The 25,795-nt window shown below is 72.7% G+C and carries 19 protein-coding genes; 9 read left to right on the top strand and 10 right to left on the bottom strand.

Annotated features, from left to right (window positions below):
- Positions 1–8 precede the first annotated feature (8 nt).
- On the bottom strand, positions 9–602 hold the full coding sequence (locus ACZ6J5_RS05735) for a biotin transporter BioY (RefSeq protein WP_469387949.1): 594 nt from the start codon (positions 600–602) through the stop codon (positions 9–11).
- 265 nt (positions 603–867) lie between these two features.
- Between ACZ6J5_RS05735 and ACZ6J5_RS05740 the strand changes: the two genes are divergently transcribed.
- The 3 genes from ACZ6J5_RS05740 to ACZ6J5_RS05750 all read left to right on the top strand — a co-directional run bounded on the left by ACZ6J5_RS05740 (position 868) and on the right by ACZ6J5_RS05750 (position 4,686).
- The gene (locus ACZ6J5_RS05740) at positions 868–2,262 is read left to right on the top strand and encodes an amino acid permease (protein ID WP_469387953.1); all 1,395 of its coding nucleotides are present in this window, start codon (positions 868–870) and stop codon (positions 2,260–2,262) included.
- A gap of 117 nt (positions 2,263–2,379) precedes the next feature.
- Positions 2,380–3,819 carry an amino acid permease gene (locus ACZ6J5_RS05745; RefSeq protein ID WP_469387956.1) on the top strand — a complete coding sequence of 480 codons (1,440 nt, stop codon included), beginning with the start codon at positions 2,380–2,382 and terminating at the stop codon, positions 3,817–3,819.
- Positions 3,820–4,038: 219 nt separating this feature from the next.
- A complete protein-coding gene (locus tag ACZ6J5_RS05750; RefSeq protein ID WP_469387958.1) occupies positions 4,039–4,686 on the top strand; it encodes a superoxide dismutase in 648 nt (215 codons plus the stop codon).
- Between the two features lie 151 nt (positions 4,687–4,837).
- Here the strand turns inward: ACZ6J5_RS05750 and ACZ6J5_RS05755 are convergent, their stop codons facing one another.
- On the bottom strand, positions 4,838–5,473 hold the full coding sequence (locus tag ACZ6J5_RS05755) for a mycothiol-dependent nitroreductase Rv2466c family protein (RefSeq protein WP_469387960.1): 636 nt from the start codon (positions 5,471–5,473) through the stop codon (positions 4,838–4,840).
- Positions 5,474–5,608: 135 nt separating this feature from the next.
- Between ACZ6J5_RS05755 and pepN (ACZ6J5_RS05760) the strand changes: the two genes are divergently transcribed.
- On the top strand, positions 5,609–8,170 hold the full coding sequence (gene pepN / locus ACZ6J5_RS05760; RefSeq protein WP_469387962.1) for an aminopeptidase N: 2,562 nt from the start codon (positions 5,609–5,611) through the stop codon (positions 8,168–8,170).
- A gap of 156 nt (positions 8,171–8,326) precedes the next feature.
- Positions 8,327–9,166 (top strand): hypothetical protein, encoded by an 840-nt coding sequence (locus ACZ6J5_RS05765; protein WP_469387964.1) that lies wholly within the window; start codon positions 8,327–8,329, stop codon positions 9,164–9,166.
- A gap of 18 nt (positions 9,167–9,184) precedes the next feature.
- Here ACZ6J5_RS05765 and ACZ6J5_RS05770 read toward each other — a convergent pair whose 3' ends face one another.
- The 4 genes from ACZ6J5_RS05770 to ACZ6J5_RS05785 all read right to left on the bottom strand — a co-directional run bounded on the left by ACZ6J5_RS05770 (position 9,185) and on the right by ACZ6J5_RS05785 (position 12,747).
- A complete protein-coding gene (locus tag ACZ6J5_RS05770) occupies positions 9,185–10,381 on the bottom strand; it encodes a serine hydrolase domain-containing protein (RefSeq protein WP_469387966.1) in 1,197 nt (398 codons plus the stop codon).
- Positions 10,382–10,490: 109 nt separating this feature from the next.
- The gene (locus ACZ6J5_RS05775) at positions 10,491–10,958 is read right to left on the bottom strand and encodes an NUDIX hydrolase (RefSeq protein ID WP_469387970.1); all 468 of its coding nucleotides are present in this window, start codon (positions 10,956–10,958) and stop codon (positions 10,491–10,493) included.
- A gap of 18 nt (positions 10,959–10,976) precedes the next feature.
- The gene (locus tag ACZ6J5_RS05780) at positions 10,977–11,564 is read right to left on the bottom strand and encodes an HPP family protein (protein ID WP_469387972.1); all 588 of its coding nucleotides are present in this window, start codon (positions 11,562–11,564) and stop codon (positions 10,977–10,979) included.
- Between the two features lie 298 nt (positions 11,565–11,862).
- Positions 11,863–12,747, bottom strand: a complete 885-nt coding sequence (locus tag ACZ6J5_RS05785) for a pyridoxamine 5'-phosphate oxidase family protein (protein ID WP_469387974.1) — start codon at positions 12,745–12,747, stop codon at positions 11,863–11,865.
- A gap of 167 nt (positions 12,748–12,914) precedes the next feature.
- On the opposite strand from ACZ6J5_RS05785, the gene ACZ6J5_RS05790 reads away from it, so the two are divergent.
- From ACZ6J5_RS05790 to pepN (ACZ6J5_RS05805), 4 genes are all read left to right on the top strand, one after another.
- Complete coding sequence (locus ACZ6J5_RS05790; protein ID WP_469387977.1) at positions 12,915–13,457, top strand: CGNR zinc finger domain-containing protein; 543 nt, start codon at positions 12,915–12,917, stop codon at positions 13,455–13,457.
- A gap of 221 nt (positions 13,458–13,678) precedes the next feature.
- Positions 13,679–16,999, top strand: coding sequence for a S8 family serine peptidase (locus ACZ6J5_RS05795; RefSeq protein ID WP_469387981.1), 3,321 nt, complete (start codon positions 13,679–13,681; stop codon positions 16,997–16,999).
- Between the two features lie 170 nt (positions 17,000–17,169).
- Positions 17,170–18,186: an aspartate-semialdehyde dehydrogenase gene (locus tag ACZ6J5_RS05800; RefSeq protein ID WP_469387983.1), complete on the top strand. Its 1,017-nt coding sequence runs from the start codon at positions 17,170–17,172 to the stop codon at positions 18,184–18,186.
- Between the two features lie 152 nt (positions 18,187–18,338).
- Entirely contained in the window at positions 18,339–20,915 is a 2,577-nt protein-coding gene (gene pepN, locus ACZ6J5_RS05805) for an aminopeptidase N (RefSeq protein WP_469387986.1), read from the top strand.
- 67 nt (positions 20,916–20,982) lie between these two features.
- Here the strand turns inward: pepN (ACZ6J5_RS05805) and ACZ6J5_RS05810 are convergent, their stop codons facing one another.
- The 4 genes from ACZ6J5_RS05810 to ACZ6J5_RS05825 are packed head-to-tail and all read right to left on the bottom strand — an operon-like array spanning position 20,983 to position 25,792.
- Complete coding sequence (locus ACZ6J5_RS05810; RefSeq protein ID WP_469387988.1) at positions 20,983–22,677, bottom strand: FG-GAP-like repeat-containing protein; 1,695 nt, start codon at positions 22,675–22,677, stop codon at positions 20,983–20,985.
- Positions 22,678–22,725: 48 nt separating this feature from the next.
- A complete protein-coding gene (gene alc / locus ACZ6J5_RS05815) occupies positions 22,726–23,862 on the bottom strand; it encodes an allantoicase (protein ID WP_469387990.1) in 1,137 nt (378 codons plus the stop codon).
- 60 nt (positions 23,863–23,922) lie between these two features.
- Positions 23,923–24,852: a LysR family transcriptional regulator gene (locus ACZ6J5_RS05820; RefSeq protein ID WP_469387993.1), complete on the bottom strand. Its 930-nt coding sequence runs from the start codon at positions 24,850–24,852 to the stop codon at positions 23,923–23,925.
- A gap of 10 nt (positions 24,853–24,862) precedes the next feature.
- Positions 24,863–25,792 (bottom strand): DMT family transporter, encoded by a 930-nt coding sequence (locus ACZ6J5_RS05825; protein ID WP_469387995.1) that lies wholly within the window; start codon positions 25,790–25,792, stop codon positions 24,863–24,865.
- Positions 25,793–25,795: the final 3 nt, after the last annotated feature.

Raw genomic sequence — 25,795 nt, forward strand, 5'->3', positions numbered from 1 at the left:
CGGTGCCGTCAGCCCTTGCGGCCGACGAGCTTCCAGGCGGCGGGCAGCGCGCCCATCGCGAGGGCGGCCTTGAGGGCGTCGCCGACGAGGAAGGGGACGAGACCGGCGGCGACGGCCTGGCCGAGGGTCATGCCGGTGGCGAGGGCCAGGTACGGCACGCCGACCGCGTAGATGACGGCCGAGCCGAGCACCATCGTGCCCGCGGTCCGCAGCACCGAGCGGTCCGCGCCGCGCCGGGCGAGCGCGCCGACGACGGTGGCGGCCAGCAGCATCCCGAGGATGTAGCCGAAGGAGGGCATCGACCAGCCGGAGCTCGCCTCGGCGAACCAGGGCAGGCCCGCCATGCCGGCCACCGCGTACAGGCCGAGCGCGAGGAAGCCCCGGCGGGCGCCGAGCGCGGTGCCGACGAGCAGAGCGGCGAAGGTCTGGCCGGAGACCGGGACCGGGGAGCCGGGGACCGGGACGGTGAGCTGGGCGGCCAGGCCGGTCAGCGCGGCGCCGCCGACGACCAGCGCGACCTCGCGGGCGCGGGACGCCGGGATCAGGTCGGCGAGGACCGTCCCGGAGCGGAGGGAACGGACGGGGGCTATGGCGGTGCTCATCGGTACTCCGCGGGGTGAGACGACGGGGGGCGGGTGGGGACAGGCTCGACCGTATGCCAGGGGTGAGCGGCCGATCACCATCAGCCGCCCACAAAGCGAGGGTTGAGTCATTCATGGAGATCAAACAAACCCGCCCGGCCACACCGCGCGCCACGTGACGCTTGTCACTGGGGACTCGCACCCTGAGGTCCCTTTTGCGCCGAACGCCCCCCAACGGAGAGACTGTGGGGTCTCCATAAACCCTTCCAGAGCGCGAGTCCCCCACATGCACGACGCCCCAGCACCCGGACCGGAGCCCCTCGCACCCGCGCCCGAGCCCCTCTCGCACGGACTGAAGCAGCGGCACCTCACGATGCTCGGGCTCGGCGGGGTGATCGGCGCGGGGCTCTTCGTGGGCTCCGGGGCGGGCATCGCGGTCGCGGGCCCCGGCATCGTCGTCTCGTATCTGATCGCGGGCGCGCTCGCGATGCTGGTCATGCGGATGCTGGGCGAGATGTCGGCGGCGATGCCGGCCTCGGGCTCCTTCTCCGTGCACGCGGAGCGGGCGCTGGGCCGCTGGGCGGGCTTCTCGGTGGGCTGGCTCTACTGGTTCCTGCTGGTGGTGGTGCTCGCCGTGGAGGCCACCGGCGCGGCGCTGATCGCGCACGGCTGGGTGCCCGGGATCCCGCAGTGGGGCTGGGTGCTGCTCTTCATGGTGGTGTTCACCGTGACGAACCTGGCGGCGGTGAAGAACTTCGGCGAGTTCGAGTTCTGGTTCGCGGCGCTCAAGGTCGGCGCGATCGTGCTCTTCCTGATCCTGGGCACGCTGGCGATCCTCGGCTGGCTGCCGGACACCGACCCGGTCGGCCTGACGAACCTGACCGGGCAGGGCGGCTTCCTGCCGCACGGCTGGTCGGGGGTGATCTCCGGGGTGCTGGCCGTGGTCTTCGCCTTCGGCGGCCTGGAGGTCGTCACGATCGCGGCGGCGGAGTCGGACGACCCGGCGCGCAACGTGGCCCGCGCGGTGCGCAGCGCGGTGTGGCGGATCCTCTTCTTCTACGTGGGCTCGATGCTGGTGATCGTGGCCCTGCTGCCGTGGACGGCGATCGAGCCGGGCCAGTCGCCGTACGTGGCGGTGCTGGACTCCCTCGGGGTTCCCGGCGCCGGGCAGATCATGAACGTGGTGGTGTTCGTGGCGCTGCTGTCGGCGCTCAACGCCAATCTGTACGGCTCCTCGCGGATGGTGTTCTCGCTGGCCGAGCGCGGGGAGGCGCCCAAGGGGCTGCTGAAGATGTCCGGCGGCTCGGTGCCGCGCCGGGCGGTGCTGGCCTCGGTGGCCTTCGGCTTCGTCTCCGTCCTGCTCAATCTGAAGTGGCCGGATTCCGTCTTCCTCTACATGCTCAACGCGGTCGGCGCGGTGCTGCTCTTCGTCTGGGCGCTGATCGCGGTCTCGCAGCTGCGGCTGCGCCGCCGGATCGAGCGGGAGGCGCCCGAGACGCTGATCCTGCGCATGTGGGGCTTCCCCTGGCTGACCTGGACGGCGCTGGCGGCGATGGGTGCGGTGCTGGTGCTGATGCTGACCGACGACGGCGCGCGGCCCCAGGTGCTGTGGTCGGGCGGGGCGACCGTACTGGTGCTGGCGGTGGCGTGGGCGCGGGAACTGCGCACGAAGCGGAAGTAAATCTTCACCTTGTGTGAACCTGGTGACCGTATAGCGGACACTCGTTCCCTGTGAGCGGTGCGGGCGCCCAGACTGTGGGCCACCCTCCCCGTCTCAGCTAGTGAACAGGGCCCGCTCATGTCCCGGACTCCCGCGCCCGCTCCGGCCGACCGCAAGGACGCCGCGCCCGGCGCCGCCGCAGCCCCCTCCGGGGGCCTCTCGCACGGCCTCAAGCAGCGCCATCTGTCGATGATCGCCCTCGGCGGCGTCATCGGCGCCGGCCTCTTCGTCGGCTCCGGCGCCGGCATCGCCGCCGCCGGCCCCTCGATCGTCCTCGCGTACGCGATATCCGGCGTGCTCGTCATGCTCGTGATGCGGATGCTGGGCGAGATGTCGGCGGCCAACCCGGCCTCCGGCTCCTTCTCCGTGCACGCGGAGCGGGCGCTCGGCCCCTGGGCCGGCTTCACGGCGGGCTGGGCCTTCTGGTTCCTGCTGTGCGTCGCCGTGGGCCTGGAGGGCATCGGCGCCGCGAAGATCATGACCGGCTGGTTCCCGGGCAGCCCGGAGTGGGCCTGGGTCGCGCTGTTCATGCTGGTGTTCTGCGGCACCAACCTGGCGGCGGTGAAGAACTTCGGCGAGTTCGAGTTCTGGTTCGCCGCGCTCAAGGTCGGCGCGATCGTCCTCTTCCTCGGCATCGGCGTCCTCGCCATCACCGGCGTCCTGCCGGGCACCGACGCGCCGGGCACCGCCAACCTCACGGGGGCGGGCGGCTTCTTCCCGAACGGCTCCGAGGGCCTGATCGTCGGCCTGCTGGCCTCCGTCTTCGCGTACGGCGGCCTGGAGACCGTCACCATCGCGGCGGCCGAGTCCGAGCACCCCGTCCAGGGCGTGGCCAAGGCGGTCCGCACGGCGATGTGGCGCATCGCGCTCTTCTACATCGGCTCCATGGCCGTCATCGTGACCCTGGTCCCGTGGGGCGACAAGGCGGTCGTCGAGAAGGGCCCGTACGTCGCCACCCTCGACCACCTGGGCATCCCGGCGGCCGGCCAGATCATGAACGTGGTCGTCCTGATCGCCCTGCTCTCCGCGATGAACGCCAACATCTACGGCGCCTCCCGGATGGCCTGCTCCCTGGTGGCCCGCCGGCAGGGCCCGGCGGCGCTCGGCCGCACCTACGGCGGGGTGCCCCGCCCGGCGGTGCTGGTCTCCTCCGTCTTCGGCTTCGCCTGCGTGCTGCTGAGCTACTGGCGCCCGGACGACGTCTTCATCTGGCTGCTCAACACCATCGGCGCGATCATCCTGGTCGTCTGGTTCTTCATCGCCGCCTCCCAGCTGGTGCTGCGCCGCCGCACCGAGCGCGAGGCCCCGGAGAAGCTGGTCGTGCGGATGTGGGGCTTCCCGGTGCTGACCTGGGTCGCGCTCGCGGGGATGGCCGTCATCTTCTTCCTGATGGCCCGCGAGGAGGGCACCCGGGTGCAGCTCTACGCGACGGGCGGCCTGACGCTGGCGCTCGCGATCGGCGGCTACGCCCTCCAGAAGACGCGCGCCGCGCGCGGGACGGCGCCCGAGGAGGCCTGACCCCGCCCCGGCACACCCGCACCCGACAGCCCGCACCCCGAACGCAGCGCCCCGCCGAGCCTCAAGCCCGGCGGGGCGCTGCGGCGCGTCCGGCGGACCTAGGCCCAAGGTCCGATCGACCGCATGACGGGACGTCTGATCAACTTGGACAGCATCTACTGTTAGCCTGCACCTGCAAAAAGGTTGCAATAAGAAGACGTCGGCGAGAGGCTCGGCAACATGGCCATCTACACCCTTCCGGAACTGCCGTACGACTACGCGGCCCTGGAGCCGGTGATCAACCCGGAGATCATCGAGCTGCACCACGACAAGCACCACGCCGCATACGTCAAGGGTGCGAACGACACCCTGGAGCAGCTGGAAGAGGCGCGGGACAAGGACGCCTGGGGCGCGATCAACGGCCTGGAGAAGAACCTGGCGTTCCACCTCTCCGGCCACATCCTGCACTCCATCTACTGGAACAACATGGCCAGCCCGAAGGGCGGCGAGGGCGGCGGCGAGCCGCTGGCCGCCGACGGGGTCGGCGAGCTGTCCGACGCGATCACCGAGTCCTTCGGCTCCTTCGCGAAGTTCAAGGCCCAGCTGACCAAGGCCGCCGCGACCACCCAGGGCTCCGGCTGGGGCGTGCTCGCCTACGAGCCGATCAGCGGGCGCCTGATCGTCGAGCAGGTCTACGACCACCAGGGCAACGTCGGCCAGGGCTCCGTCCCGGTCCTCGTCTTCGACGCCTGGGAGCACGCCTTCTACCTGCAGTACAAGAACCAGAAGGTCGACTTCATCGACGCCATGTGGGCCGTCGTGAACTGGCAGGACGTGAACAAGCGCTACCAGGCCGCCAAGGCCAGCATCCCGCTGATCTCGTTCTGACCCCCCGGGCGCCCGGCGCCCCCCGTTCGTCCTGCTCGTGATCGTCTTCTCAACCTTCACTTGCGGGCGGAATGAAGAAGAACCCCCGCGATGACGTGAATCGCGGGGGTTCTTCCGTACGGGGGTTCTTCCGTCCGAGGAGCCGGGGCGCCTACTCGAAGCTGGGCGCCGCCGTCCGCGTGCGCTTGATCTCGTAGAAGCCGGGCACCGCCGCCACCAGCAGCGTGCCGTCCCACAGCCGGGCGGCGGCCTCGCCGCGCGGGGTCGGGGTGACGACCGGGCCGAAGAAGGCGACCTCCTCGCCGTCCGGGCCGGGGACCGCGATGACCGGGGTGCCGACGTCCTGGCCGACCTTGTCTATGCCCTCCTTGTGGGAGGCGCGCAGCTCGGTGTCGTAGGTGTCCTTGTCGGCGAAGTCCGCCAGCTCCTCCGGCAGGCCCACATCGCTCAGGGCGCCGACGATCGCCTCGCGGGTCGGGCCCTCGCCGTTGTTGTGGAAGCGGGTGCCGAGCGCCGTGTAGAGCTTGCCGACGACCTCGTCGCCGTGCAGCCGCTGGGCCGCGATCACCACGCGCACCGGGCCCCAGGCCTGGGTCTCCAGCATCTCGCGGTACTCCGGCGGCACCTCGTCGAGCCGGTCCTCGTTCAGCACCGCCAGGCTCATCACCTTCCACCGCACGTCCACCGGGCGGACCTTCTCCACCTCCAGCATCCAGCGCGAGGTCATCCAGGCCCAGGGGCACAGGGGGTCGAAGAAGAAGTCGGCGGTGGTCCTGGTCTCGGACATGTCTCTCCTCGAAAAGGGCGGGTGCGGTGCGCCTGACGGCAACACCGCCGGCCCGCCGCGCATTCCCCGGGTACGCGCGGTCATGTGCACATGGGAGGATCGGTGCTGTTTCGAACGAGCCACGAAGGAGTGACCGTGCCCGGTGAGAACCTGTCCCGCGACGAGGCCCACGAGCGGGCGGAGCTGCTGTCCGTCGACGGGTACGAGGTCCGCCTCGACCTGCGCTCGGCGGTCGGCGAGTCCACGGAGGACGTGCGCACGTTCCGCTCCGTGACGACGATCCGCTTCCGCCGCACGGGCACGGGCGACTCCACGTTCGTCGACCTGATCGCCCCCGCCGTCGACGCCGTCACCCTCAACGGGCGCGCGCTCGACCCGGCCGTCGTCTTCGACGGGGCCCGGATCGCGCTGGACGGCCTGGCCGACGAGAACGAGCTGGTGGTCGACGCCCGCTGCGCCTACAGCCGCACCGGCGAGGGGATGCACCGCTTCGTCGACCCCGAGGACGGCGAGGTCTACCTCTACACGCAGTACGAGCCGGCCGACGCCCGCCGGGTCTTCGCCACCTTCGAGCAGCCCGACCTCAAGGCGCCGTTCCGCTTCGAGGCGCTCGCGCCCGAGGGCTGGACCGTGTGGTCGAACGGGGCGGGCGAGCGGGGCACCGACGGGGTGTGGCGGTTCGCCGAGACCGCGTCCATCTCCACGTACATCACCTGTGTCGTGGCCGGCCCGTACCACTACGTCACGGACCGCTACACGCGCGTGCTGCCCGACGGCACCGAGCTGGACATCCCGCTCGGCGCGATGTGCCGCAAGGGCCTCGCCAAGCACTTCGACACGGACGACGTCTTCCTGGTCACCAAGCAGGGCCTGGACTTCTTCCACGACAACTTCGACTTCCCGTACCCCTTCGGGAAGTACGACCAGGCCTTCGTCCCCGAGTACAACCTCGGCGCGATGGAGAACCCGGGCATGGTCACCTTCCGCGAGGAGTACATCTACCGGGGCAAGGTGACCCAGGCGGCGTACGAGCGCCGGGCCAACGTGATCCTGCACGAGATGGCCCACATGTGGTTCGGCGACCTGGTCACCATGGTGTGGTGGGACGACCTGTGGCTGAAGGAGTCCTTCGCCGACTTCATGGGCTCCTTCTCGCTGGCCGAGGCGACCCGCTTCACCAACAGCTGGGTCACCTTCGCCAACGGCCGCAAGGCCTGGGCGTACCGCGCCGACCAGCTCCCGTCCACCCACCCGGTCACGGCCGACATCCGTGACCTGGAGGACGCCAAGCTGAACTTCGACGGCATCACCTACGCCAAGGGCGCCTCCGTCCTCAAGCAGCTCGTCGCCTACGTGGGCCGGGACGCCTTCCTGGAGGGCGCCCGCGTCTACTTCAAGCGCCACGCCTACGGCAACACCCGACTCGCGGACCTGCTGACCGTCCTGGAGGAGACCTCCGGCCGGGACATGAAGGGCTGGGCCAAGTCCTGGCTCCAGACCTCCGGAGTCAACACCCTCACCCCGGCCGTCACCTACGACGCCGAGGGCCGGATCACCGAGCTCGCCGTCCTCCAGGAGGGCGACGAGCCCCGTCCGCACCGCGCCGCCGTCGGCCTCTACCGGCTGACCGGCGGGGAGCTCGTGCGCTACGCCCGCGCCGAGCTCGACATCACCGGCGCCTCCACCGTCGTGACCGAGCTGGCCGGCGCCGAGCGCCCCGACCTGGTGCTGGTCAACGACGACGACCTCACCTACGGCAAGGTCCGCTTCGACGAGGGCTCGCTGGCCACCCTGCGCGCCCACCTCGGCGACCTCACCGACCCGCTGGCCCGCGCGCTGTGCTGGTCGGCGCTGTGGAACCTGACCCGCGACGGCCTGATGCCGGCCCGCGACTTCGTCCGGATCGCGCTGGAGTTCGCGGGCCGCGAGACCGACATCGGCGTGCTCCAGATGGTGCACGCCTGGACCCGGACCGCCGTCACCTTCTACGCGGTGCCCGACTGGCGCGCCGAGGGCGGCCGGCTGCTCGCCGAGGGCGGGCTGCGCGAGCTGCGCCAGGCCGAGCCGGGCAGCGAGCACCAGCTGACCTGGGCCCGCTTCTTCGCCTCGGTGGCCTCCTCCGACGCCGACCTCCAGCTCCTCACGGCCCTGCTCGACGGCGGCGCCGCGATCGACGGCCTGGAGGTCGACCAGGAGCTGCGCTGGGCGTTCCTGGAGCCGCTGACCGTGCGCGGGCGCGCCGACGAGGCCCGGATCGCCGCGGAGGTGGCCCGGGACGACACCGCGACCGGCAAGCGCCACCAGGCGCGCTGCCTGGCCGCCCGGCCCTCGGCGGCGGTCAAGGCGCAGGCCTGGGCGCAGGTCGTCGAGTCGGACGCGCTGTCCAACGCCTTGGTCGAGGCGACGATCTCGGGCTTCGCCCAGTCCTCGCAGCGCGAGCTGATCGCCCCGTACGCGGAGAAGTACTTCGCGGCCATCGAGCGGATCTGGACGGAGCGCTCGATCCAGATCGGCATGGACGTGGTGCGGGGCCTGTTCCCGGCGCTCCAGGACACCCCGGAGACGCTGGCGGCGACGGACGCCTGGCTCGCCGCGCACGCCTCGGCCGCCCCGGCGCTGCGCCGGCTCGTGCTGGAGTCGCGCGACGATCTGGCGCGTGCGCTGCGTGCGCAGGAGTGCGACGGGCGCGCCTCCTGACGACCCCTCGTGAGCAGCGGCCCCCGGCGGAATGCCCGCCGGGGGCCGCTGTTCATCGGCAGTCGAACGCGCGTACTTTAGTGCGGAGTTGTCCTGATTAGGCGACCGATTCGTAACAGCGGTTAGGGGCGGTCCGCGCGGCGGAAGACCGACGACATGAACCACAACACCCCCAAGACCCCGCTCCCCGCCCTCCCCGCCCTCCCCCGCAGCGGGGACGAGCGCCTGCGGGAGGCCCTGGAGCTGGCCGGCGCCGGATCGATGCTGACCGGGCTCGCCGCCCTCGCCCTGCACGGCTTCACCGCCACCCCGCCCGCCGGCATGATCAACCGGATCGACGTGCTGGTGCCGCGCACCCGGCGGCTGCGCTCCACCGGCCGGGTCCGGGTGGTCCGCGCGGCCGAGCCGCCGCACCCCCGGGAGCTGGGCGGCCTGCCCGTCGCCCCGGTCCCCCGGGCGCTGGCCGACGCCGTCGGGACGCTCGCCGACCCGGCCGTCGTCCGCCGGCTGCTCACCGAGGCGGTGAGCGGCGGACACTGCGAACCGGCGGCGGTGGTGCGGGAGTTGAACCGGGCCCGGCTGCTCAACCGGCCGCATGTGGTGGACGCGGTGGACGCCCTGCTGGCCGAGGGGCGCTCGCTGGCCGAGGAGCGGCTGTACACGATGGTGCGCGAGTTCGGGCTGCCGGACCCGGTGTGGAACGTGGACCTGCGGCTGCCGGGCGGCCCGCACCTCGGCGGCCTGGACGCCTACTGGCCGGACCAGGCGGTCGCCCTGGAGCTGGACACCCGGGCGCCCCGGCAGGACGACGACGCGCTCTGGTCCGAGTACACGCGCAAGCGCGAGCACCTGGAGCGGCTCGGGATCGCCGTCGTCCACGTCACCCCGCGCAAGCTGCGCGAGGCCATGGACCAGCAGGCGACCGTGGTCCGGACGGCCCTGATGGCCGCGCCGGACCGGCAGCCGGCCGCCTACGTCGTCGTCCTGCCCCGCTGAACCCCCGGTGGGCTTCCGCTACTTCTTCGGGGCCGTGCCGCAGAACTCGGCGTCGATCAGCGTCTGGCTGTCGCCCGTCCAGTCGGCGTTGAGGTTCCCGGCCAGGGAGTGCTCGCCGTCCCGGGTGGCGACGGCCTGGGAGCTGGAGCCGTGGATGCCGCCGCCGTGGCCCCACACCTCCTTGCCGCAGCTGAGCTTCTGCCGCATGAGGCCGAGGCCGTAGCCCATGCCGGGCCCGATCTCGACGGTGTCCGTCATCTCCCTCAGCTCGGCCGGCGGCAGCAGCCGGCCCTTGAGCAGGGCCCGGTAGAAGGTCTGAAGGTCGTTGGAGTCGGAGATCATCTCCCCCGCGGCGCCCGCGATGCTGGGATTCAGGGCGGTCACGTCGTACGTCGGTCCCGTGGTGTCCCGCGCGAGCTTCGAGTACGCGCCGGAGTGCGGCCCGCGCATCCGGGGGTCGGTGCCGGGGACGCTGGTGGCGCGCAGCTTGAGCGGCTTGACGATCCGGTTCTCGACCGCCTTGGCGTAGGGGCGGCCGGTGACCTTCTCGATCACCATGCCGGCGAGGACGAAGTTGGTGTTGGAGTAGTTCCAGGAGGTGCCGGGCGCGAAGTCGGGCTCATGGGCCATCGCGACGGCCACCAACTGGCGCGGGGTCCAGGTGTCATAGCGGTGCTGGAGGAAGTCGGTGCCGAAGACCCGCTGCTGGAAGGCGGGGTCGCTGGTGTAGCTGTAGATGCCGCTGGTGTGGTTGAGCAGCTGGCGGACGGTGACCTGGCGGCCGTCGTGGCCGTGGCCGGTGACGACGCCGGGCAGCCACTTCTCGACCGGGTCGTCGAGGTCGATCCGGCCCTCGGCCTGGAGCTGGAGCAGGACGGTGGCGGTGAAGGTCTTGGTGATGGAGCCGACCCGGAAGCGGTCGTTCCCCCCACGGTCGCCCGCCGTGCCGGTCCAGCGGTCCTTGCCGTCGCGGGCCTGGGCGACGACTCCGGGCACGCCCTCCGCCACGAGCGCGTCCAGCGCCTGCTGGGTCGCGGCGTGCGAGGGCTTCGGCGGCGCCGCGGCGAGGGCGGGCGAGGCGAGGGCCGTGGCGGCAAGGCCGGCCACGAGGGTGGCGGCCAGGACGGTGCGGACGGTGCGTGCGGTGCGTGCGGTGCGTGCGGTGCGTGCGGTGCGTGCGGTGCGTGCGGTGCGTGCGGTGCGTGCGGCTGACATCTCTGCGGGCTCCCCTGACGTACGTACTGCGGTGCGCTGCTTCGGTCACGGGAGGGGACCCCGGGGCACCGGCGGCGGGTTGAGCGCCTCCGGGACGGTTGAGCCGTTTTCAGCCGTTCGCCGGATCGTGGAGCGGCGAGTGCCCGAGCGGCGGGCGGTCGCGCAGGAGCTGGAGGCCGATGTCGACGAGTTCGACGCGGGTGAGCGCGGGCACGGCCTCCAGCGGGTGCCAGGCGGCGAGGTCGGTGCTGCCGCCCTGCTCGCTGCGCAGTTCGCCGCCGGTGATCCGGGCCTCGTAGAGGATCCGCAGCCCCTGCCAGTCGTAGGAGCCACCGAGCGGGCGGGTCCGCTGCCGCCGGATGGAGTCGATGCCGAGCAGGGCGGTCGCCTCGGCGGCGTACCCCGTCTCCTCCTCGACCTCCCGGACCACGGCTTCGAGGGGCAGTTCCCCGTGGTCGACGCCGCCACCGGGCAGGGTCCACCGGCGCACCCCGGCCCGGTCCACCCAGCGGGCCAGCAGGAGCCGTCCGTCCCGTACGCACACGGCGTAGGCCGCCACCCGCAACTCGGTCTGCATGAAAGGAGGTTACGGGCATCAGATCCAGTACGCGGGGTAGCGGCGGCCGGTCAGGCGCGCGCCGGCCACACCGGTGGCGACGAGGACGAGGACGGCGAGCGAGAGCAGGCCGAGGAAGGTCCAGAACGGCGGGTCCTGGAGGGCGACGATGACGGCGGTCGCGGCGGCCGGGGAGTGCGGGGCGCGGGCGGCGGACATCACCCCGAGCGCGAGGCCGCCGGCGACGGCGGCGGCCCAGGGGCCGGGTCCCGCGACCGCGAGGACGGCGAAGCCGGTGAGGGCGCAGAGCAGTTGTCCGCCGATGACGGAACGGGGCTGGGCGAGCGGTATGTCGGGCGCGCCCGCGACCAGCGCCATGCTCGCGGCGAGCGACGGGATGAGCAGCGGCTGGTGGAGCCCGGCGCCGATGGCGGCGAGCAGCAGCAGCGCGATGACGCTGACGGCGGTGGAGACGAACAGCACGCGGGGCCCGGGGCGCGGGGGCGCGGAGGGGCGGGCGGGGGCCGCGGGGGCCGCCGGGGCGGGGGCGTCAGTGGTGGCGGGGGCGGCGGTGGCCGCCGGGGCGGGCGCGGGGGCCTGGGCGTCGGCGGATGCGGCGGCGGTCACGGGCGGTCCTTCGGGGCAGGAGGCACGGGCGGGGCAGGAGGCACGGGCGGGACGGGAGACCGGGCAGGGCAGGAGATACGGGCGGGGCGGGAGGCGCGGGCAGGGCAGGAGGTACGGGCGGGGCAGGAGGTACGGGCGGGGCGGGAGGCGCGGGCAAGGCGGGAGGTACGGGCGGGACTTGGCGAACGGGCGGGGCTCGGCGAACAGATGAGGCTGAGCGAACGGGCGTGGCTCCGCGAACAGATGAGCTAAGCACACGGGCGGGTCGTCCGGCGGCGCGGGGCCGGACCGCCCGGCCCTACGCCCCGCGCGGCGGCGGGTTCGAGGGGCTGGGGACCGGGGGCGACCAGCGCAGCGGGCTCGCGTGCGGGGTCTCCGCCACCGCGTCCAGGCGGAAGCGGACGGCGCGGCCCTCGGGGCCGTACTCGGTGTGGGCCACGCCGGAGAGCCGCAGGGTGGTGCCGGTGTCCCAGTCGAGGAAGAGGAGGCCGGCGCGGCCGTCCTCCTCCAGGTTCCCGAGGGTGAGGAACATGGCGTTGCCGGGGTAGTCGGCCCAGCGCAGTTCGACGGGCGAGACGAGGTCGACGAAGCCGGGGAAGCCGCCGCGGTGGCCGGTGTCGACGCCGCCGGGGCCGGTGGTGGTGAGGAAGAAGGTGTCGGCGGCGCGGACCAGCGCCGCCTGGGCGGGGGTGAGGGCGGGCCCGTACCGCACCGGTCCGGGGCGGGAGTCCTCCGCCCGGCCGAGCAGTTCGCGCTGCTGGAGGTACTTGGGGCAGTTGGCGAAAACTCGACCCGTCTCGACGGTGAGGCCCCGGGCGCTGGGGCGCGCGGTGCCGTTGAGGCGGAGCCGGCGACGGGTGCGGGGGTCGAGGGCGAGGGTGCCGACGGGGGTGCCGGCCGCGGTGACGGCGCCGGCCAGGGGGTCGCCGTCGGGGAGGCCGCCCGCGACGGAGAGCGTGCCCGGGCCGGTGGCGCGGGCGAAGCCGGGCAGCCCGGTGAGCAGGCCCGCCCAGACCCGCCCGTCCGGGGCGGCGGCGCCGAGCACGAGCATCGGCTGGGCCTCCAGGAAGGCGGCGGCGACGGGCCGGATGCCGGGGGCGATGGACCTGCCGACGCGCTCGGCGAGGTCGCGGACGCCGACCCGGTCCTGCACGGCGAGGGAGCCGGAGTGATAGGCGCGCATGGCGGACGGACCTCCTCGGTCCTTCTCGGTTCTGCTCGGTTCCGGACAGGGCGATCGGACGGGCTAACCTTTCATTTTGACTTTAAGGGTTAGGGAGCGGCGGGCGCAACCGGTCACGTAGCCTTGAGGGGTTAGTCCGGAAACCGTCGCCGAGGAAGGCGCCCGCCATGACCGTCCCCGACCCGCGGCCCCTCGTCGGCGAGCCCGTCTCGCTCGACCTGCTCAACACCCGCTGGATGGCGGACGGCGTCCGGCAGGACCTGCTCACCGGGACCGGGGGCCTGGGGATCTGGCTGGCCTCGAACGGGCTCGACGGCCGCTTCCGCGCCGACGCCGCCACCCTGCGGCACGCCCTCACCGCCCGCGACGCCCTCGCCGCCCTGGTCGACCGGCCCGGCGACCCGGAGGCCACCGCGCGGGTCGACGCGGTCCTCGGACGCGGCCGGATCCGGGCCACGCTGACAGCCGAAGGGCCGGGCGAGGAGCCGGAGTTCACGGATCCCGCCTGGGGCCCCGGCTGGACCGCCGCACGCGATTACCTCGACCTGTTGCGCGCCCGCCCGGACCGCATCCGCGCCTGCGCGCACGAGGCGTGCATCCTGCACTTCTACGACACCTCGCGGAACGGCACCCGCCGCTGGTGCTCGATGGCCGCGTGCGGAAACCGGGCCAAGGCCTCGCGCCACTACGCGCGCGCCAAGGAAGGCTAAAGATCGTCCAAAGGGAGACGAGTCATCCGCCAACGGGCGGTCGTCTCGCCCCTGTTGGGGGGCTTTCGTCCCTCATGGCGCATCTTCCGCAGTGGCGGATGTATGCCACGTGCGCATTCCGCCTCACGGTAACTCTCCCCAAACCCCTGCCATTTGCGAAAGGCTGAGCGGTCATCCGGTACCGAAATCCGGACCCTCTTCTTTCACATTCAGGGATGTAAATGACCACCCCCGAAAAGCAGAGCTCCATACCCGGGCGCTCCACCTCCGGGACCAGACGAGCGGCCCGTATCGCCGCCGCCGCCGGCCTCGTGACCGCGCTCGTCGCGGCCGGTGCCGCTCCGGTCCTCGCCGCCGACGAGCCGTCGGCCGGCACCACCCCGGTGAAGATCGCCGACCCGGCCGACAAGCTGGGCGCCACCGACGCCCAGCGCCTGTCCGAGGCCGAGGCCTCCGGCCAGGCCAACGTCACCGTCCTCGTCGCCACCGCCCCCGGCGCCACCGAGCAGGTCGCCGGCCAGCTCGACGCGGTGCCCGGCGCCTCCGTCGGCAAGCAGGACGACAAGCTCGGCTACGTCCGGGCCACCCTGCCGACCGCCAAGGCCGACGCCGCCATCAAGGCCGCCACCAAGCTGTCCTCGGTGCAGTCGGTGGACCTCCAGGCGGAGATCAAGCAGGACGACCCGACCCCGGACGCCGGCACCACGGGCGCGGTCGACGGCACCACCGTCAAGCGCACCTACCCGGCGCCGGACCGGAAGACCCCGGCGGTCAACCCGTACAACCCCTCCCACGAGACCGGTGCGGTCGACTTCGTCAGGGAGCACCCCAAGGCCGACGGCCGCGGCGTGACCATCGGCATCCTCGACTCCGGTGTCGACCTCGGCCACCCGGCCCTGCAGAAGACCACCACCGGCGAGCGCAAGATCGTCGACTGGGTCACCGCCACCGACCCGCTCACCGAGAGCGACGGCACCTGGCGCGCCCAGATCACCCCGGTCACGGGCTCCGTGTTCACGGCCGGCGGCCAGAGCTGGAAGGCCCCGGAGGGCTCGTACCAGTGGAGCCGCTTCAGCGAGTCGGTCACCGCGGGCGGCGACCCGGCGGGCGACATCAACCGGGACGGCGACACCACCGACCGCTTCGGCCTGCTGTACGACCCGGTCGCCGGCACCGTGCGGGTGGACACCGACCAGGACGGCGACTTCACCAACAACGAGCCGATGAAGCCGTACAAGGACGGCAACCAGATCGGCTACTTCGGCACCGACAACCCCGCCACCGAGGTCGTCGAGAAGACCCCGTTCGTCGTGCAGATCCGCAAGGACGTGCCGATGGACCCGCTGGGCGGCACCTGGGTCGGCAAGAAGGCCGACTTCGTCAACATCGGTCTCGTCGAGTCCGCGCACGGCACCCACGTCGCCGGCATCACCGCCGCCAACGGCCTGTTCGGCGGCCGGATGAACGGCGCCGCCCCCGGCGCGAAGATCGTCTCCGCCCGTGCCTGCACCTGGACCGGCGGCTGCACCAACACCGCGCTGACCGAGGGCATGATCGACCTCGTCGCCAACCGCGGCGTCGACATCGTCAACATGTCGATCGGCGGCCTGCCGCTGCAGAACGACGGCGACAACGTGCGCGCCCGCCTCTACACGCGGCTCATCGACACCTACGGCGTCCAGCTGGTCATCTCGGCCGGCAACGAGGGCCCCGGCATCAACACGATCGGCGACCCCGGCCTGGCCGACAAGGTCCTGTCGGTCGGCGCGGCCGTCTCCAAGGAGACCTGGGCCGCGAACTACGGCTCCGCCGTCGAGAAGAAGTACGCCATGTTCCCCTTCTCCTCGCGCGGCCCGCGTGAGGACGGCGGCTTCACCCCGACCATCACCGCCCCCGGCTCGGCCGTGAACACCTTCCCGACCTGGCAGGCCGGCGGCAGTGTCCCCGAGGCCGGCTACACGCTGCCCGCCGGCTACGGCATGCTCAACGGCACCTCGATGTCCTCGCCGCAGGCGGCGGGCGCGAGCGCGCTGCTGATCTCCGCCGCCAAGCAGAAGAAGATCGCGCTCTCCCCGCTCACCCTGCGCACCGCGCTCGTCTCGACGGCGAAGCGCATCCCGGGTGTCGCGGCCCACGAGCAGGGCGCCGGCCTCATCGACATCGAGGACGCCTGGGAGTCGATCAAGGACGGCGCGACCGCCCACGACTACAAGGTCGAGGCCCCGGTCGACACCGCGATCTTCCCGGCCCCGCACACCGGCACCGGCGTGTACGACCGCCAGGGCGGCCTCAAGGTCGGCCAGAAGAAGGTCTACGACGTCACCCTCACGCGCACGAGCGGCCCGGACCGGTCGATCGAGCACGAGCTGGACCTGAAGTACAACGACGGCACCTTCCGGATCCTCGGCTCCGACGAGGTCCGCCTGCCGCTGAACAAGCCGGTCACCGTCAAGCTGGAAGCCCGTCCCACCTCCGCCGGCGTGCACAGCGTCATCCTGGAGGCCGACGACGAGCGCACCGAGGGCGTCGACAAGCAGATCCTCGCCACCTCGGTCGTCTCCAGCGACCTGGTCGGCCCGGGCTACGGCTTCTCGGCCACCAGCACGACGCAGCGCAACAGCAGCAAGTCGTACTTCGTCACCGTGCCGAAGGGCGCCAAGACCCTTGAGGTCTCGCTGAGCGGGCTGAAGGAGAAGAGCCAGACCCGGTTCATCACCCAGCACCCGTACGGCGTCGCCCTGGAGGACAACGCGACGAACCAGTGCTACCCGCACTACAACCCGGCGAACACCTGCCGTCCGGACCTGCGCTCCTACGCCAACCCGCTGCCGGGCGTGTGGGAGATCATCGTCGAGTCCCGCCGCACCTCGCCGGACCTGGACAACCCGTTCAAGCTGAACGTCTCGGTGCTCGGCGCCACCTTCGACCCGGCCGTCCAGACGGTCCCCGAGGCGAAGATCGGCACCCCGGCGGCCGTGTCGTGGAAGGTCTCGAACGAGTTCGCGGCCCTCGACGGGCGGCTGAAGGGCGGCTCGCTCGGCTCGCAGAAGTCCGAGAAGGCGACCATCCAGCACCACGAGCAGCAGATCAAGACCGTCACCATCGGTGAGGGCGTCGAGCGGCTCGACATCGCCATCGGCAACACCTCCGACCTGTCCGCCGACCTCGACCTCACGGTCAAGCTGGGCGACGTCCAGGTCGGCCAGTCCGCCGACGGCGACTCCGAGGAGTCCGTCAGCCTGGTCAAGCCCGCCCCGGGCACCTACACCGTCGTCATCGACGGCTACTCGGTGCAGGCGGCCGGCGGCACCAGCTACGACTACAAGGACGTGTACTACTCGTCCGCGCTCGGCTCCGTGAAGGTCGACGAGTCGAAGCCGGTCACGCTGGCCAACGGCGGCACCGCCCAGGTCTCCGCGGAGGTCGTGGTCAACGCCGCGGCTCCCGAGGGCCGCCAGTTCTTCGGCGAGGTCCGCCTGCTGAACGCCCGCGGCACCGCCGCCGGCACCGGCAGCGTGGTGATCGGGAGCGTCGTCCCGTAACGCCGGTGATCATGTGAGGGGCGGGTGCCGGAACCGGCGCCCGCCCCTTCGCCGTCCTCCCCGTGTCCGAGGCCCGTCCCGGCCCTTGGACAATGGATTGGACAAGGCGGGCCGGGACACCCGCATCATGGAAGCGCCAGCACCCTGCACAAACGTACGGAGGAGTCCCCGTGAAGGTCGGAATCGTCGGAGCCACCGGTCAGGTCGGCACAGTCATGCGGAAGATCCTGGCCGAGCGGAACTTCCCGGTCGACGAGCTGCGCCTCTTCGCCTCCGCCCGCTCCGCCGGCACCGTCCTGGACGGCGTGACGGTCGAGGACGCCGCCACCGCCGACTACACCGGCCTGGACATCGTGCTCTTCTCGGCCGGCGGCGCCACCTCCAAGGCGCTCGCCGAGAAGGTCGCCTCCCAGGGCGCCGTCGTGATCGACAACTCCTCCGCCTGGCGCAAGGACCCCGAGGTCCCGCTGGTCGTGTCCGAGGTCAACCCGCACGCGATCAAGGACCGCCCCAAGGGGATCATCGCCAACCCGAACTGCACCACGATGGCCGCCATGCCGGTCCTCAAGCCGCTCCACCAGGAGGCCGGCCTGGTCGCGCTGGTCGCCACCACCTACCAGGCCGTGTCCGGCTCCGGTCTGGCCGGTGTCGCCGAGCTCAAGACGCAGGCGTGCGCCGTGGCCGAGGCGGCCGACCAGCTGACCTTCGACGGCGAGGCCGTCGCGTTCCCCGAGCCCGGCGTCTACAAGCGCCCGATCGCCTTCAACGTGCTGCCGCTGGCCGGCTCGCTCGTCGACGACGGTTCCTTCGAGACCGACGAGGAGCAGAAGCTCCGCAACGAGTCCCGCAAGATCCTGGAGATCCCGGAGCTCAAGGTCTCCGGCACCTGCGTGCGCGTCCCGGTCTTCTCCGGCCACTCGCTCCAGGTCAACGCCCGCTTCGACCGCGCGATCAGCGTCGAGCGCGCCTACGAGCTGCTGAAGGACGCCGAGGGCGTCGAGCTCTCCGAGATCCCCACCCCGCTCCAGGCGGCCGGCAAGGACGCCTCCTACGTGGGCCGCATCCGCGTCGACGAGACCGTCGAGCACGGCCTCGCGCTCTTCCTCTCCAACGACAACCTGCGCAAGGGCGCCGCGCTCAACGCGGTGCAGATCGCGGAGCTGGTCGCGGCCGAGCTCAAGGGCTGACACCCGGGCCGAAACGGCAGGAAACACGCCAAAGGGCGCCCCTCTTCGGGAGGGGCGCCCTTCGCTTGTTCGCCCTGGGAAATGCGCGGTGCGCCGCCCGCACCCCCCGTGGAAGGATGGCCCAAACGTCACGAAACCGAGGAGTTGACCGGGTGCCTGGCACAAACCTGACCCGTGAAGAGGCGGCGCAGCGGGCGAAGCTGCTGTCCGTGGACGCGTACGAGGTCGACCTCGACCTCACCGGTGCGCAGGAGGGCGGCACCTACCGGTCCGTCACCACCGTCCGCTTCGATTCCGCCGAGGCCGGGGCCGAGACCTTCATCGATCTCGTCGCCCCCGCCGTCCACGAGGTCGTGCTCAACGGGCACAGCCTCGACGTCGCCGCCGTCTTCCGGGACTCCCGGATCGCGCTCAAGCACCTCGCCGAGGGCCGCAACGAGCTGACGGTCGTCGCCGACTGCGCGTACACCAACACCGGTGAGGGCCTGCACCGCTTCGTCGACCCGGTCGACGGCCAGGCCTACCTCTACACCCAGTTCGAGGTGCCGGACGCCCGCCGCGTCTTCGCCTCCTTCGAGCAGCCCGACCTCAAGGCGACCTTCCAGTTCACCGTGAAGGCCCCGGCCGGCTGGTCGGTCATCTCCAACTCCCCCACGCCGGAGCCCAAGGACGACGTGTGGGTCTTCGAGCCGACCCCGCGCATCTCCACGTACATCACCGCGCTGATCGTCGGCCCCTACCACTCGGTGCACTCGACGTACGAGGGCCCCGACGGCCAGGTCGTGCCGCTCGGCATCTACTGCCGCCCGTCGCTCGCGGAGTTCCTCGACGCGGACCACATCTTCGACGTGACCCGCCAGGGCTTCGGCTGGTTCCAGGAGAAGTTCGCGTACGCCTACCCGTTCGCCAAGTACGACCAGCTCTTCGTGCCGGAGTTCAACGCGGGCGCGATGGAGAACGCGGGCGCGGTCACCATCCGCGACCAGTACGTCTTCCGCTCGAAGGTGACGGACGCCGCCTACGAGCGGCGCGCCGAGACCATCCTGCACGAGCTCGCCCACATGTGGTTCGGCGACCTCGTCACCATGGAGTGGTGGAACGACCTGTGGCTGAACGAGTCGTTCGCCACCTACACCTCGGTCGCCTGCCAGGCCTCCGTCGCGGGCACCCGCTGGCCCAACGCCTGGACCACCTTCGCCAACGCGGAGAAGACCTGGGCCTACCGCCAGGACCAGCTCCCGTCGACGCACCCGATCATGGCGGAGATCAACGACCTGGAGGACGTGCTCGTCAACTTCGACGGGATCACGTACGCCAAGGGCGCGTCCGTCCTGAAGCAGCTCGTCGCCTACGTCGGCCAGGACGAGTTCTTCAAGGGCGTGCAGGCCTACTTCAAGGCGCACGCCTTCGGCAACACCCGTCTGACCGACCTGCTCGGCGCCCTGGAGGAGACCTCCGGGCGCGACCTGAAGTCCTGGTCGAAGGCGTGGCTGGAGACCGCCGGCATCAACGTGCTGCGGCCCGAGATCGAGACCGACGAGAACGGCTCCGTCACCTCCTTCGCCGTCCGCCAGACCGCCCCGGCGCTGCCGGCCGGCGCCAAGGGCGAGGCCGTGCTGCGCCCGCACCGCATCGCCATCGGCTTCTACGACCTGGACGCGGCCGGCAAGCTGGTCCGCACCGAGCGGGTCGAGCTGGACATCGAGGCGGCCGAGCTGACCGCCGTGCCGCAGCTCGTCGGCAAGACCCGTCCGGCGGTCGTCCTGCTCAACGACGACGACCTGTCGTACGCCAAGGTCCGCCTCGACGAGGTGTCCCTGAAGAACGTCACCGCGCACCTGGGCGACTTCACCGAGTCGCTGCCGCGCGCGCTGTGCTGGGCCTCCGCCTGGGACATGACCCGCGACGGCGAGCTGGCCACCCGCGACTACCTGGCGCTGGTCCTGTCCGGCATCGCCAAGGAGACCGACATCGGCGTGGTCCAGTCGCTCCAGGGCCAGGTCAAGGCGGCCCTCGACCTGTACGCGGCGCCCGAGTGGCGCGCCGAGGGCCTGGCCCGATGGGGCGCCTTCGCCCAGGAGCAGCTGCGCGCGGCGGCCCCGGGCAGCGACCACCAGCTCGCCTGGGCGCGGGCCTTCGCGGCCACCGCGCGCGAGGACGCCGAGCTGGACGTGCTCGCCGGGCTGCTCGCCGGTGACGTGGCGGTGGACGGCCTGGCCGTCGACACCGAGCTGCGCTGGGCCTTCGTGCAGCGGCTCGCGGCGACCGGCCGGATCGACGAGCCGGAGATCGCGGCGGAGCTGGAGCGCGACCGCACCGCGGCGGGCGAACGCCACGCGGCGACGGCCCGCGCGGCCCGTCCGACCGAGGCCGCCAAGGCCGAGGCGTGGGCGCAGGTCGTCGAGGGCGACACGCTGGGCAACGCGGTGCAGGAGGCCGTGATCGGCGGCTTCGTCCAGGCCGACCAGCGCGAGCTGATCGCCCCGTACGCGGTGAAGTACTTCGCCGCGATCAAGGGGATCGCGGAGACCCGCAGCCACGAGATCGTGCAGCAGATCGTGGTCGGGCTCTACCCGTCGCTCCAGGTCGCGCAGGCCACCCTGGACGCCACGGACGCGTGGATCGCCGCGAACGACCCGTCGCCGGCGCTGCGCCGCATGGTGACGGAGTCCCGCGCGGGCGTCGAGCGCGCCCTGAAGGCGCGGGCGGCGGACGCCTCGGCCGGCTGACCGGCACCGTACGAGGGAAGGCCCCGGACCGCATCGGTCCGGGGCCTTCCCCGTGGCCGGGGGCTGCTCAGCCCAGCGCGGTGAGCCACTGCCAGCCGCCGGTGCCGACGGTGGCCGGGGCGCCGAGGCCGGTGGCGGTGCCCGGCAGGAACTCCAGGTTCTCGGCCGGGCCGGCGGTACGGGTGGTCCACAGGTCCGCCAGGCCGTCCCCGTCGAGGTCGCCGGCCGAGACGGCGAGGCGCCGGTCGGCGACGGCCAGCGGGCCGCCGGTGAGCGGGGCGGGGGCGGCGGCGAGCGGGGCGGCGCCCTGGCTCGCGTACGCCCGGATCTCGCCGGTGGCGCGGTCGCGGCCCCAGACGTCGGCCTTGCCGTCGCCGGTGACGTCGCCGGGCAGGATCACGTCGTAGCCGGCCCATTCGGGGCCGCCGACCTTGACGGCGGCGCGGGGCGCGAAGGTGGGCCTCCCGTCGACGGCCGGGCCGCCTCGGTGCAGCCAGAGGCCGGTGGTGCTGCGGGCGAGGACGTCGGGCAGGCCGTCGCCGTCCACGTCCCCGGCGGCCAGCGGGAGGGCGCCGCCGTTGGACCAGCCGGTGGGGCGGCCACCCATGGCGATCCGGGTGCCGAGGACGCCGTCGCCGGTGACCGGGTAGACCCACAGCTCGTCGCCGAGGCGGGCGAGGACGTCCTCGCGGCCGTCGCCGGTCCAGTCGCCTCGGTGGCTGACGGCGGCCCCGGCCCAGCCGGTGCCGAGCTGGCGCGCCCCGGAGACCGCTCCGGTGCCGGTGCCGGGGTAGAGGCGCAGGGCGCCGTCGTCCTTGACGGCGAGGAGGTCGGGCCGCCCGTCGCCGGTCAGGTCGCCGGGCCGGGCCTTCGGCTGCGCGGCGGCGCGCAGCGCCTTGTGGTCGGAGAGCGGGGCGGTGCCGTCGGGGGCTTCGACGGCGTCGGCGCGGGTGGTGCCGAAGTCACGGGCGCTGTAGAAGACGTGGTCGAACTTCTTGCCGTCGTACGTGGTGGGCTCGCCCGTGCGGCACGCGGTGGCGCCGCTGTCCCGGCACTCCTGGGTGAAGAAGCCTGTGTCGGTGGCGTCGGCCTCCACGAAGGGTCCGGTGCCGGGCAGGCCGGCGCGGACGGGGTCGAGGGCCGGGTAGGACGGGGCGGCGTTGAAGTCGCCGCCGAGGATCACCGGGATTCCGCCGGCCCAGCCGTCGATGTGGGCCATGACCTGGGAGGAGCCGTTGTCGGGCGTGATCTTCTGGTCGAGGTGGGTGGTGCACAGGAGCGAGGTGCGCCCGTCGACGGGCCCCCGCGCGCAGAGCACCGAGCGGGGCTCGAAGGCGGTGGTCAGGCTCGCCGTGTACCGGTCGACGGCGGGGGCCTTGACGAAGACGCCGAGGCCGAAGCCGGTGTCGGTGCCCCACTTGTCGCAGCCGGAGACCTTGGTGGTGAAGCCCCAGACGGCGGTGTAGCCCGCGTCGGCGAGCGCGGTGCGCAGCGAGGTCCACTGGCCGAAGCAGAGCTCCTGGAGCATCAGGGCGTCGGCGTCCCAGGCGAGGGTCTGTTCCTTGACCTCGGCGGTCCAGGTGGGCAGGTCCAGCGGGCTCCGGCAGGGCAGCGAGTTTCCGCAGACGTTGTACGAGAGGACGCGCGCGGGCGGCGCGGTGGCGGGCTCGACGAGGTCTTCGGCCCCGGCCGGCCCCGCGGTCGTGAGGACCGCGGAGACCAGGAGGGTGAGCGCGACCATCGCTCTCTGGAGGAGTCTCATGTCCGGAGAGCCTAATGATCTCTTGCCGTGGACCTGCCAGAGCGTCCGTCAGCCGGTCAGCCGGGCGTAGCGGGCCCGGAGTCCGGCCGCGCCCTCGTCGGTGAGGCTGCCGTGCAGCCGCATCCGGGCGACGCCGCCGTCCGGGAAGGCGTCGAGCCGGACGTGGGTGACGACGGCGTGCGCGGGGAGCGTGAAGCGGTGGAGGGTGTCGGGCTGGAGACGGGTGCGGGGGATGATCTCGAACCACTCGGCGCCGCCGTCGGGGTCGCCGTTGCAGCCCTGGAGGGCGATCCAGCCGGCCGAGTTGCCCTTGAGGTAGGCGGTGTCGATCTCGACCGCGCGGACGGCGCCCTGGGCGGCGAGCCGGAAGCGCACCCAGTCGTTGGTGCCGCGCACCCGGCGGCGGCGGTTCTCCCAGCCGTCGTCCATCTTGCGGGAGGTGCCGGGCAGGATGATCTGGGTCGGCGAGGAGTAGAAGCGGTCGGAGGCGTCCTCGTAGACGCCGCCGTTGAGGACGGAGACCAGGTCGAGGGTGCCGAGGACGTCCAGCCACTCGGGGTCGGGGACGACCTCGCCGTACACCCGCAGCCGGGCGATGCCGCCGTCGGGGTGCTGGCACAGCCGCAGGTGGGTGTAGCGGCGCTCGGCGTCGACGGTGAAGCCGTTGGCGGCGTGGCCGCGCACCGGGGTGGGCGGCACGAGCTCCTCCCACTTCGCGTCCAGCAGCTCCTGGGGGCTCGGGGTGCCCTCGACGGCGGTGGCCTGGACGCTGACGCGCTGGGGGTAGTTGCCCCGGAAGTGGGCGGTGTCGACGACGATGCCCCGGATGACGCCGGGGGCGCCGAGGCGGACGATCGCCCAGTCGTGGTCCTCGGGGGCCGGGAAGGGGTGGGCGGCGTCGGCGCCGCGCCGGCGGCGGGTCTCCCAGCCGTCCATGATCTTGCCCTTGTGGCCGAAGTGCTCGGGGTCGAACACGGCCCGCTCGCGGACGAGGAGGTTCTCGCGCTCGGCGAAGAACTCGTCGTTCGCGGCGACCACTCCGGCGCCGAGGCGGCGGTCGGCGAGGTCGACCAGCTCGGTGTACGGGAAGTCCCCGGCCCGGTAGTCGGCGTAGGGGTCGCCTCCCGCGTAGGGGGCGGCGTCGTTGGCGTGCGGGTCCTGGGCGGTCGTGTCGTCGAGGCTCATGGCTCCGACTGTGCCGCCGTGACGTCGGCCGGGTCCATCGAATGTTTCCGATGTCGCCGTTCAGTTCTGCTGAAAGGTCTCCGGGGTCTCCCGCTGCACGGCGGCCCCCCGCAGCGCGGCCAGCACCCGGGCCACGGCCGGCCCCTCCTCGGCGCCGCGCCGCACGGCCGCGACGACGTGGCGGCGCGGCTGGTCGGCCGAGAGCACCCGCATGACGACCCCGGTGCGGCGCTCGGCGGCGGCCATCCGCGGGACCAGGGCGACGCCGAGACCGGCCTCGACCATGGCGAGGATCGCGGTCCAGCCGGCCGCGCTGTGCGCCTGCTCGGGGAGGAAGCCGGCGGCCTCGCAGGCGGCGGTGGTGATCTCCGACCAGGGGCCCGAGCCGCCGTAGATCCAGGGCTCGGCCGAGAGGTCGGCGAGCCGGAGCCCCGGGGCCTCGGCGAGCGGGTGTCCGGCGGGCAGGGCGACGTCGAGCGGGTCGGCGAGCAGCGGGAAGCGGCTGAACTGGGGGTCGCGGGCGGTGGGCGCGTGGGCGGCGAGCGAGAGGGCCAGTTCGGCCTCGCCGGCGGTGAGCAGCTCGTACGCCTCGGCGGCCTCGGCCTCGCGGATCCGCACGTCGAGCGCGGGGTGGGCGGTGCGCAGGGCCTGCACGGCGGGGACGACGAGGGCGGGCACGGCGGTGGAGAAGGCGGCGACCCGCACCCGGCCCGCCTCGCCCCGCAGATGGGCGTCGAGCTCGGCGTCGGCCCGCTCCAGCTGGGCGAAGACGGCCTCGGCGTGCCGCAGCACGAGGTGGGCCGTGTCGGTGAGCCGCACCCGGCGGCCCTGCGCCTCCAGGAGCCGCACGCCGAGCTGCTTCGACAGGTTGGTGAGCTGCTGGGAGACGGCCGAGGGGGTCATCAGGAGCGCCTCCGCGGTGGCGGTCACGGTGCCTCGGTCGCGGAGGGTGCGGAGGATCTGGAGCTTCTTGATGTCCCACTCGGTCATGGGCCGCAACCTACCGGGCGGAGCTCAGCGCCACCCCGCCGAGGATGAGCGCCATGCTCAGGGCGCCGGCGAGGCCGAGGTGTTCGCCGAGCAGGGCGTACGAGAGGAGGGCGACGCAGACGGGCTGGAGGTAGTAGACGACACCGGCGCGGGCGGCGCCGATGAGGGAGACGGCCCGGTTCCAGGCGAAGAAGGCGACGGCGGAGGAGAGCACGCCGACGTAGAGCAGCGGGCCGACGGTCCCGGGGCGGGCGGCGAAGCCGCCCTGGACGGCGAGGGAGACGGCGTAGGCGGGGGCCAGCATCAGCGCGCCGAGCAGGAAGGTGGCGAAGAGGAAGGCGAGCTGGTCGATCTCGGCGGGCCGGCGCTTGAGCAGGGCGCTGTACGTGGCGAAGGACAGGGCGGCGGCGAACATCCACAGGTCGCCGGCGGAGAAGTCGACGGCGAGCGAGCCCTTGCCGACGAGCAGCAGGACGCCGAGGGCGGCGATCAGCATCCCGGCGATCCGGCGCGGGCCGAGGCGCTCGCCGCCGAGCCGGGCGTAGACCGCCATGAGGACCGGGGAGGCGGCCATGATCATGCCCATGTTGGAGGCGGAGGTGGTGAGTCCGGCCTGGTGCACCAGGGTGTTGTAGAGGGTGACGCCGAAGAGCGCGGCGAGGGTCACGTAGCCGAGGTGGCGGCGGATGACGGCGCGCCGGCGCCAGAAGGGGCGGGCGGCGAAGGGGGCGACGGCGGCGAGCGCGATGAGCCAGCGCCAGAAGACGGCCTGGACGGGCGGGACGCTGTCGGCCATGTCCCGGGTCGCGACGAAGCTGCCGGACCAGACGACGGTGGCGAGCAGGGCGAGCAGCACGCCGAGGCCGGCGCCCTTCGCGAGTCCTCTCGCGGGCGCCGGCCTCTCGGTGGGGTGGCGGGTGGTGATCTCCGTCTGTGTCATGCG

The sequence above is a fragment of the Streptomyces sp. NPDC042100 genome (assembly GCF_055582325.1).

What these genes read in the sequence shown, in the direction of transcription:
- ACZ6J5_RS05770 (WP_469387966.1), bottom strand. Translation starts at nt 10,381, where the DNA reads ATGTCAGCCGCACGCACCGCACGCACCGCACGCACCGCACGCACCGCA.
- ACZ6J5_RS05785 (WP_469387974.1), bottom strand. Translation starts at nt 12,747, where the DNA reads ATGCGCGCCTATCACTCCGGCTCCCTCGCCGTGCAGGACCGGGTCGGC.
- ACZ6J5_RS05820 (WP_469387993.1), bottom strand. Translation starts at nt 24,852, where the DNA reads ATGACCGAGTGGGACATCAAGAAGCTCCAGATCCTCCGCACCCTCCGC.
- ACZ6J5_RS05750 (WP_469387958.1), top strand. Translation starts at nt 4,039, where the DNA reads ATGGCCATCTACACCCTTCCGGAACTGCCGTACGACTACGCGGCCCTG.
- alc (WP_469387990.1), bottom strand. Translation starts at nt 23,862, where the DNA reads ATGAGCCTCGACGACACGACCGCCCAGGACCCGCACGCCAACGACGCC.
- ACZ6J5_RS05740 (WP_469387953.1), top strand. Translation starts at nt 868, where the DNA reads ATGCACGACGCCCCAGCACCCGGACCGGAGCCCCTCGCACCCGCGCCC.
- ACZ6J5_RS05825 (WP_469387995.1), bottom strand. Translation starts at nt 25,792, where the DNA reads ATGACACAGACGGAGATCACCACCCGCCACCCCACCGAGAGGCCGGCG.
- ACZ6J5_RS05765 (WP_469387964.1), top strand. Translation starts at nt 8,327, where the DNA reads ATGAACCACAACACCCCCAAGACCCCGCTCCCCGCCCTCCCCGCCCTC.
- ACZ6J5_RS05735 (WP_469387949.1), bottom strand. Translation starts at nt 602, where the DNA reads ATGAGCACCGCCATAGCCCCCGTCCGTTCCCTCCGCTCCGGGACGGTC.
- ACZ6J5_RS05795 (WP_469387981.1), top strand. Translation starts at nt 13,679, where the DNA reads ATGACCACCCCCGAAAAGCAGAGCTCCATACCCGGGCGCTCCACCTCC.
- ACZ6J5_RS05790 (WP_469387977.1), top strand. Translation starts at nt 12,915, where the DNA reads ATGACCGTCCCCGACCCGCGGCCCCTCGTCGGCGAGCCCGTCTCGCTC.
- ACZ6J5_RS05755 (WP_469387960.1), bottom strand. Translation starts at nt 5,473, where the DNA reads ATGTCCGAGACCAGGACCACCGCCGACTTCTTCTTCGACCCCCTGTGC.
- ACZ6J5_RS05775 (WP_469387970.1), bottom strand. Translation starts at nt 10,958, where the DNA reads ATGCAGACCGAGTTGCGGGTGGCGGCCTACGCCGTGTGCGTACGGGAC.
- ACZ6J5_RS05810 (WP_469387988.1), bottom strand. Translation starts at nt 22,677, where the DNA reads ATGAGACTCCTCCAGAGAGCGATGGTCGCGCTCACCCTCCTGGTCTCC.
- ACZ6J5_RS05745 (WP_469387956.1), top strand. Translation starts at nt 2,380, where the DNA reads ATGTCCCGGACTCCCGCGCCCGCTCCGGCCGACCGCAAGGACGCCGCG.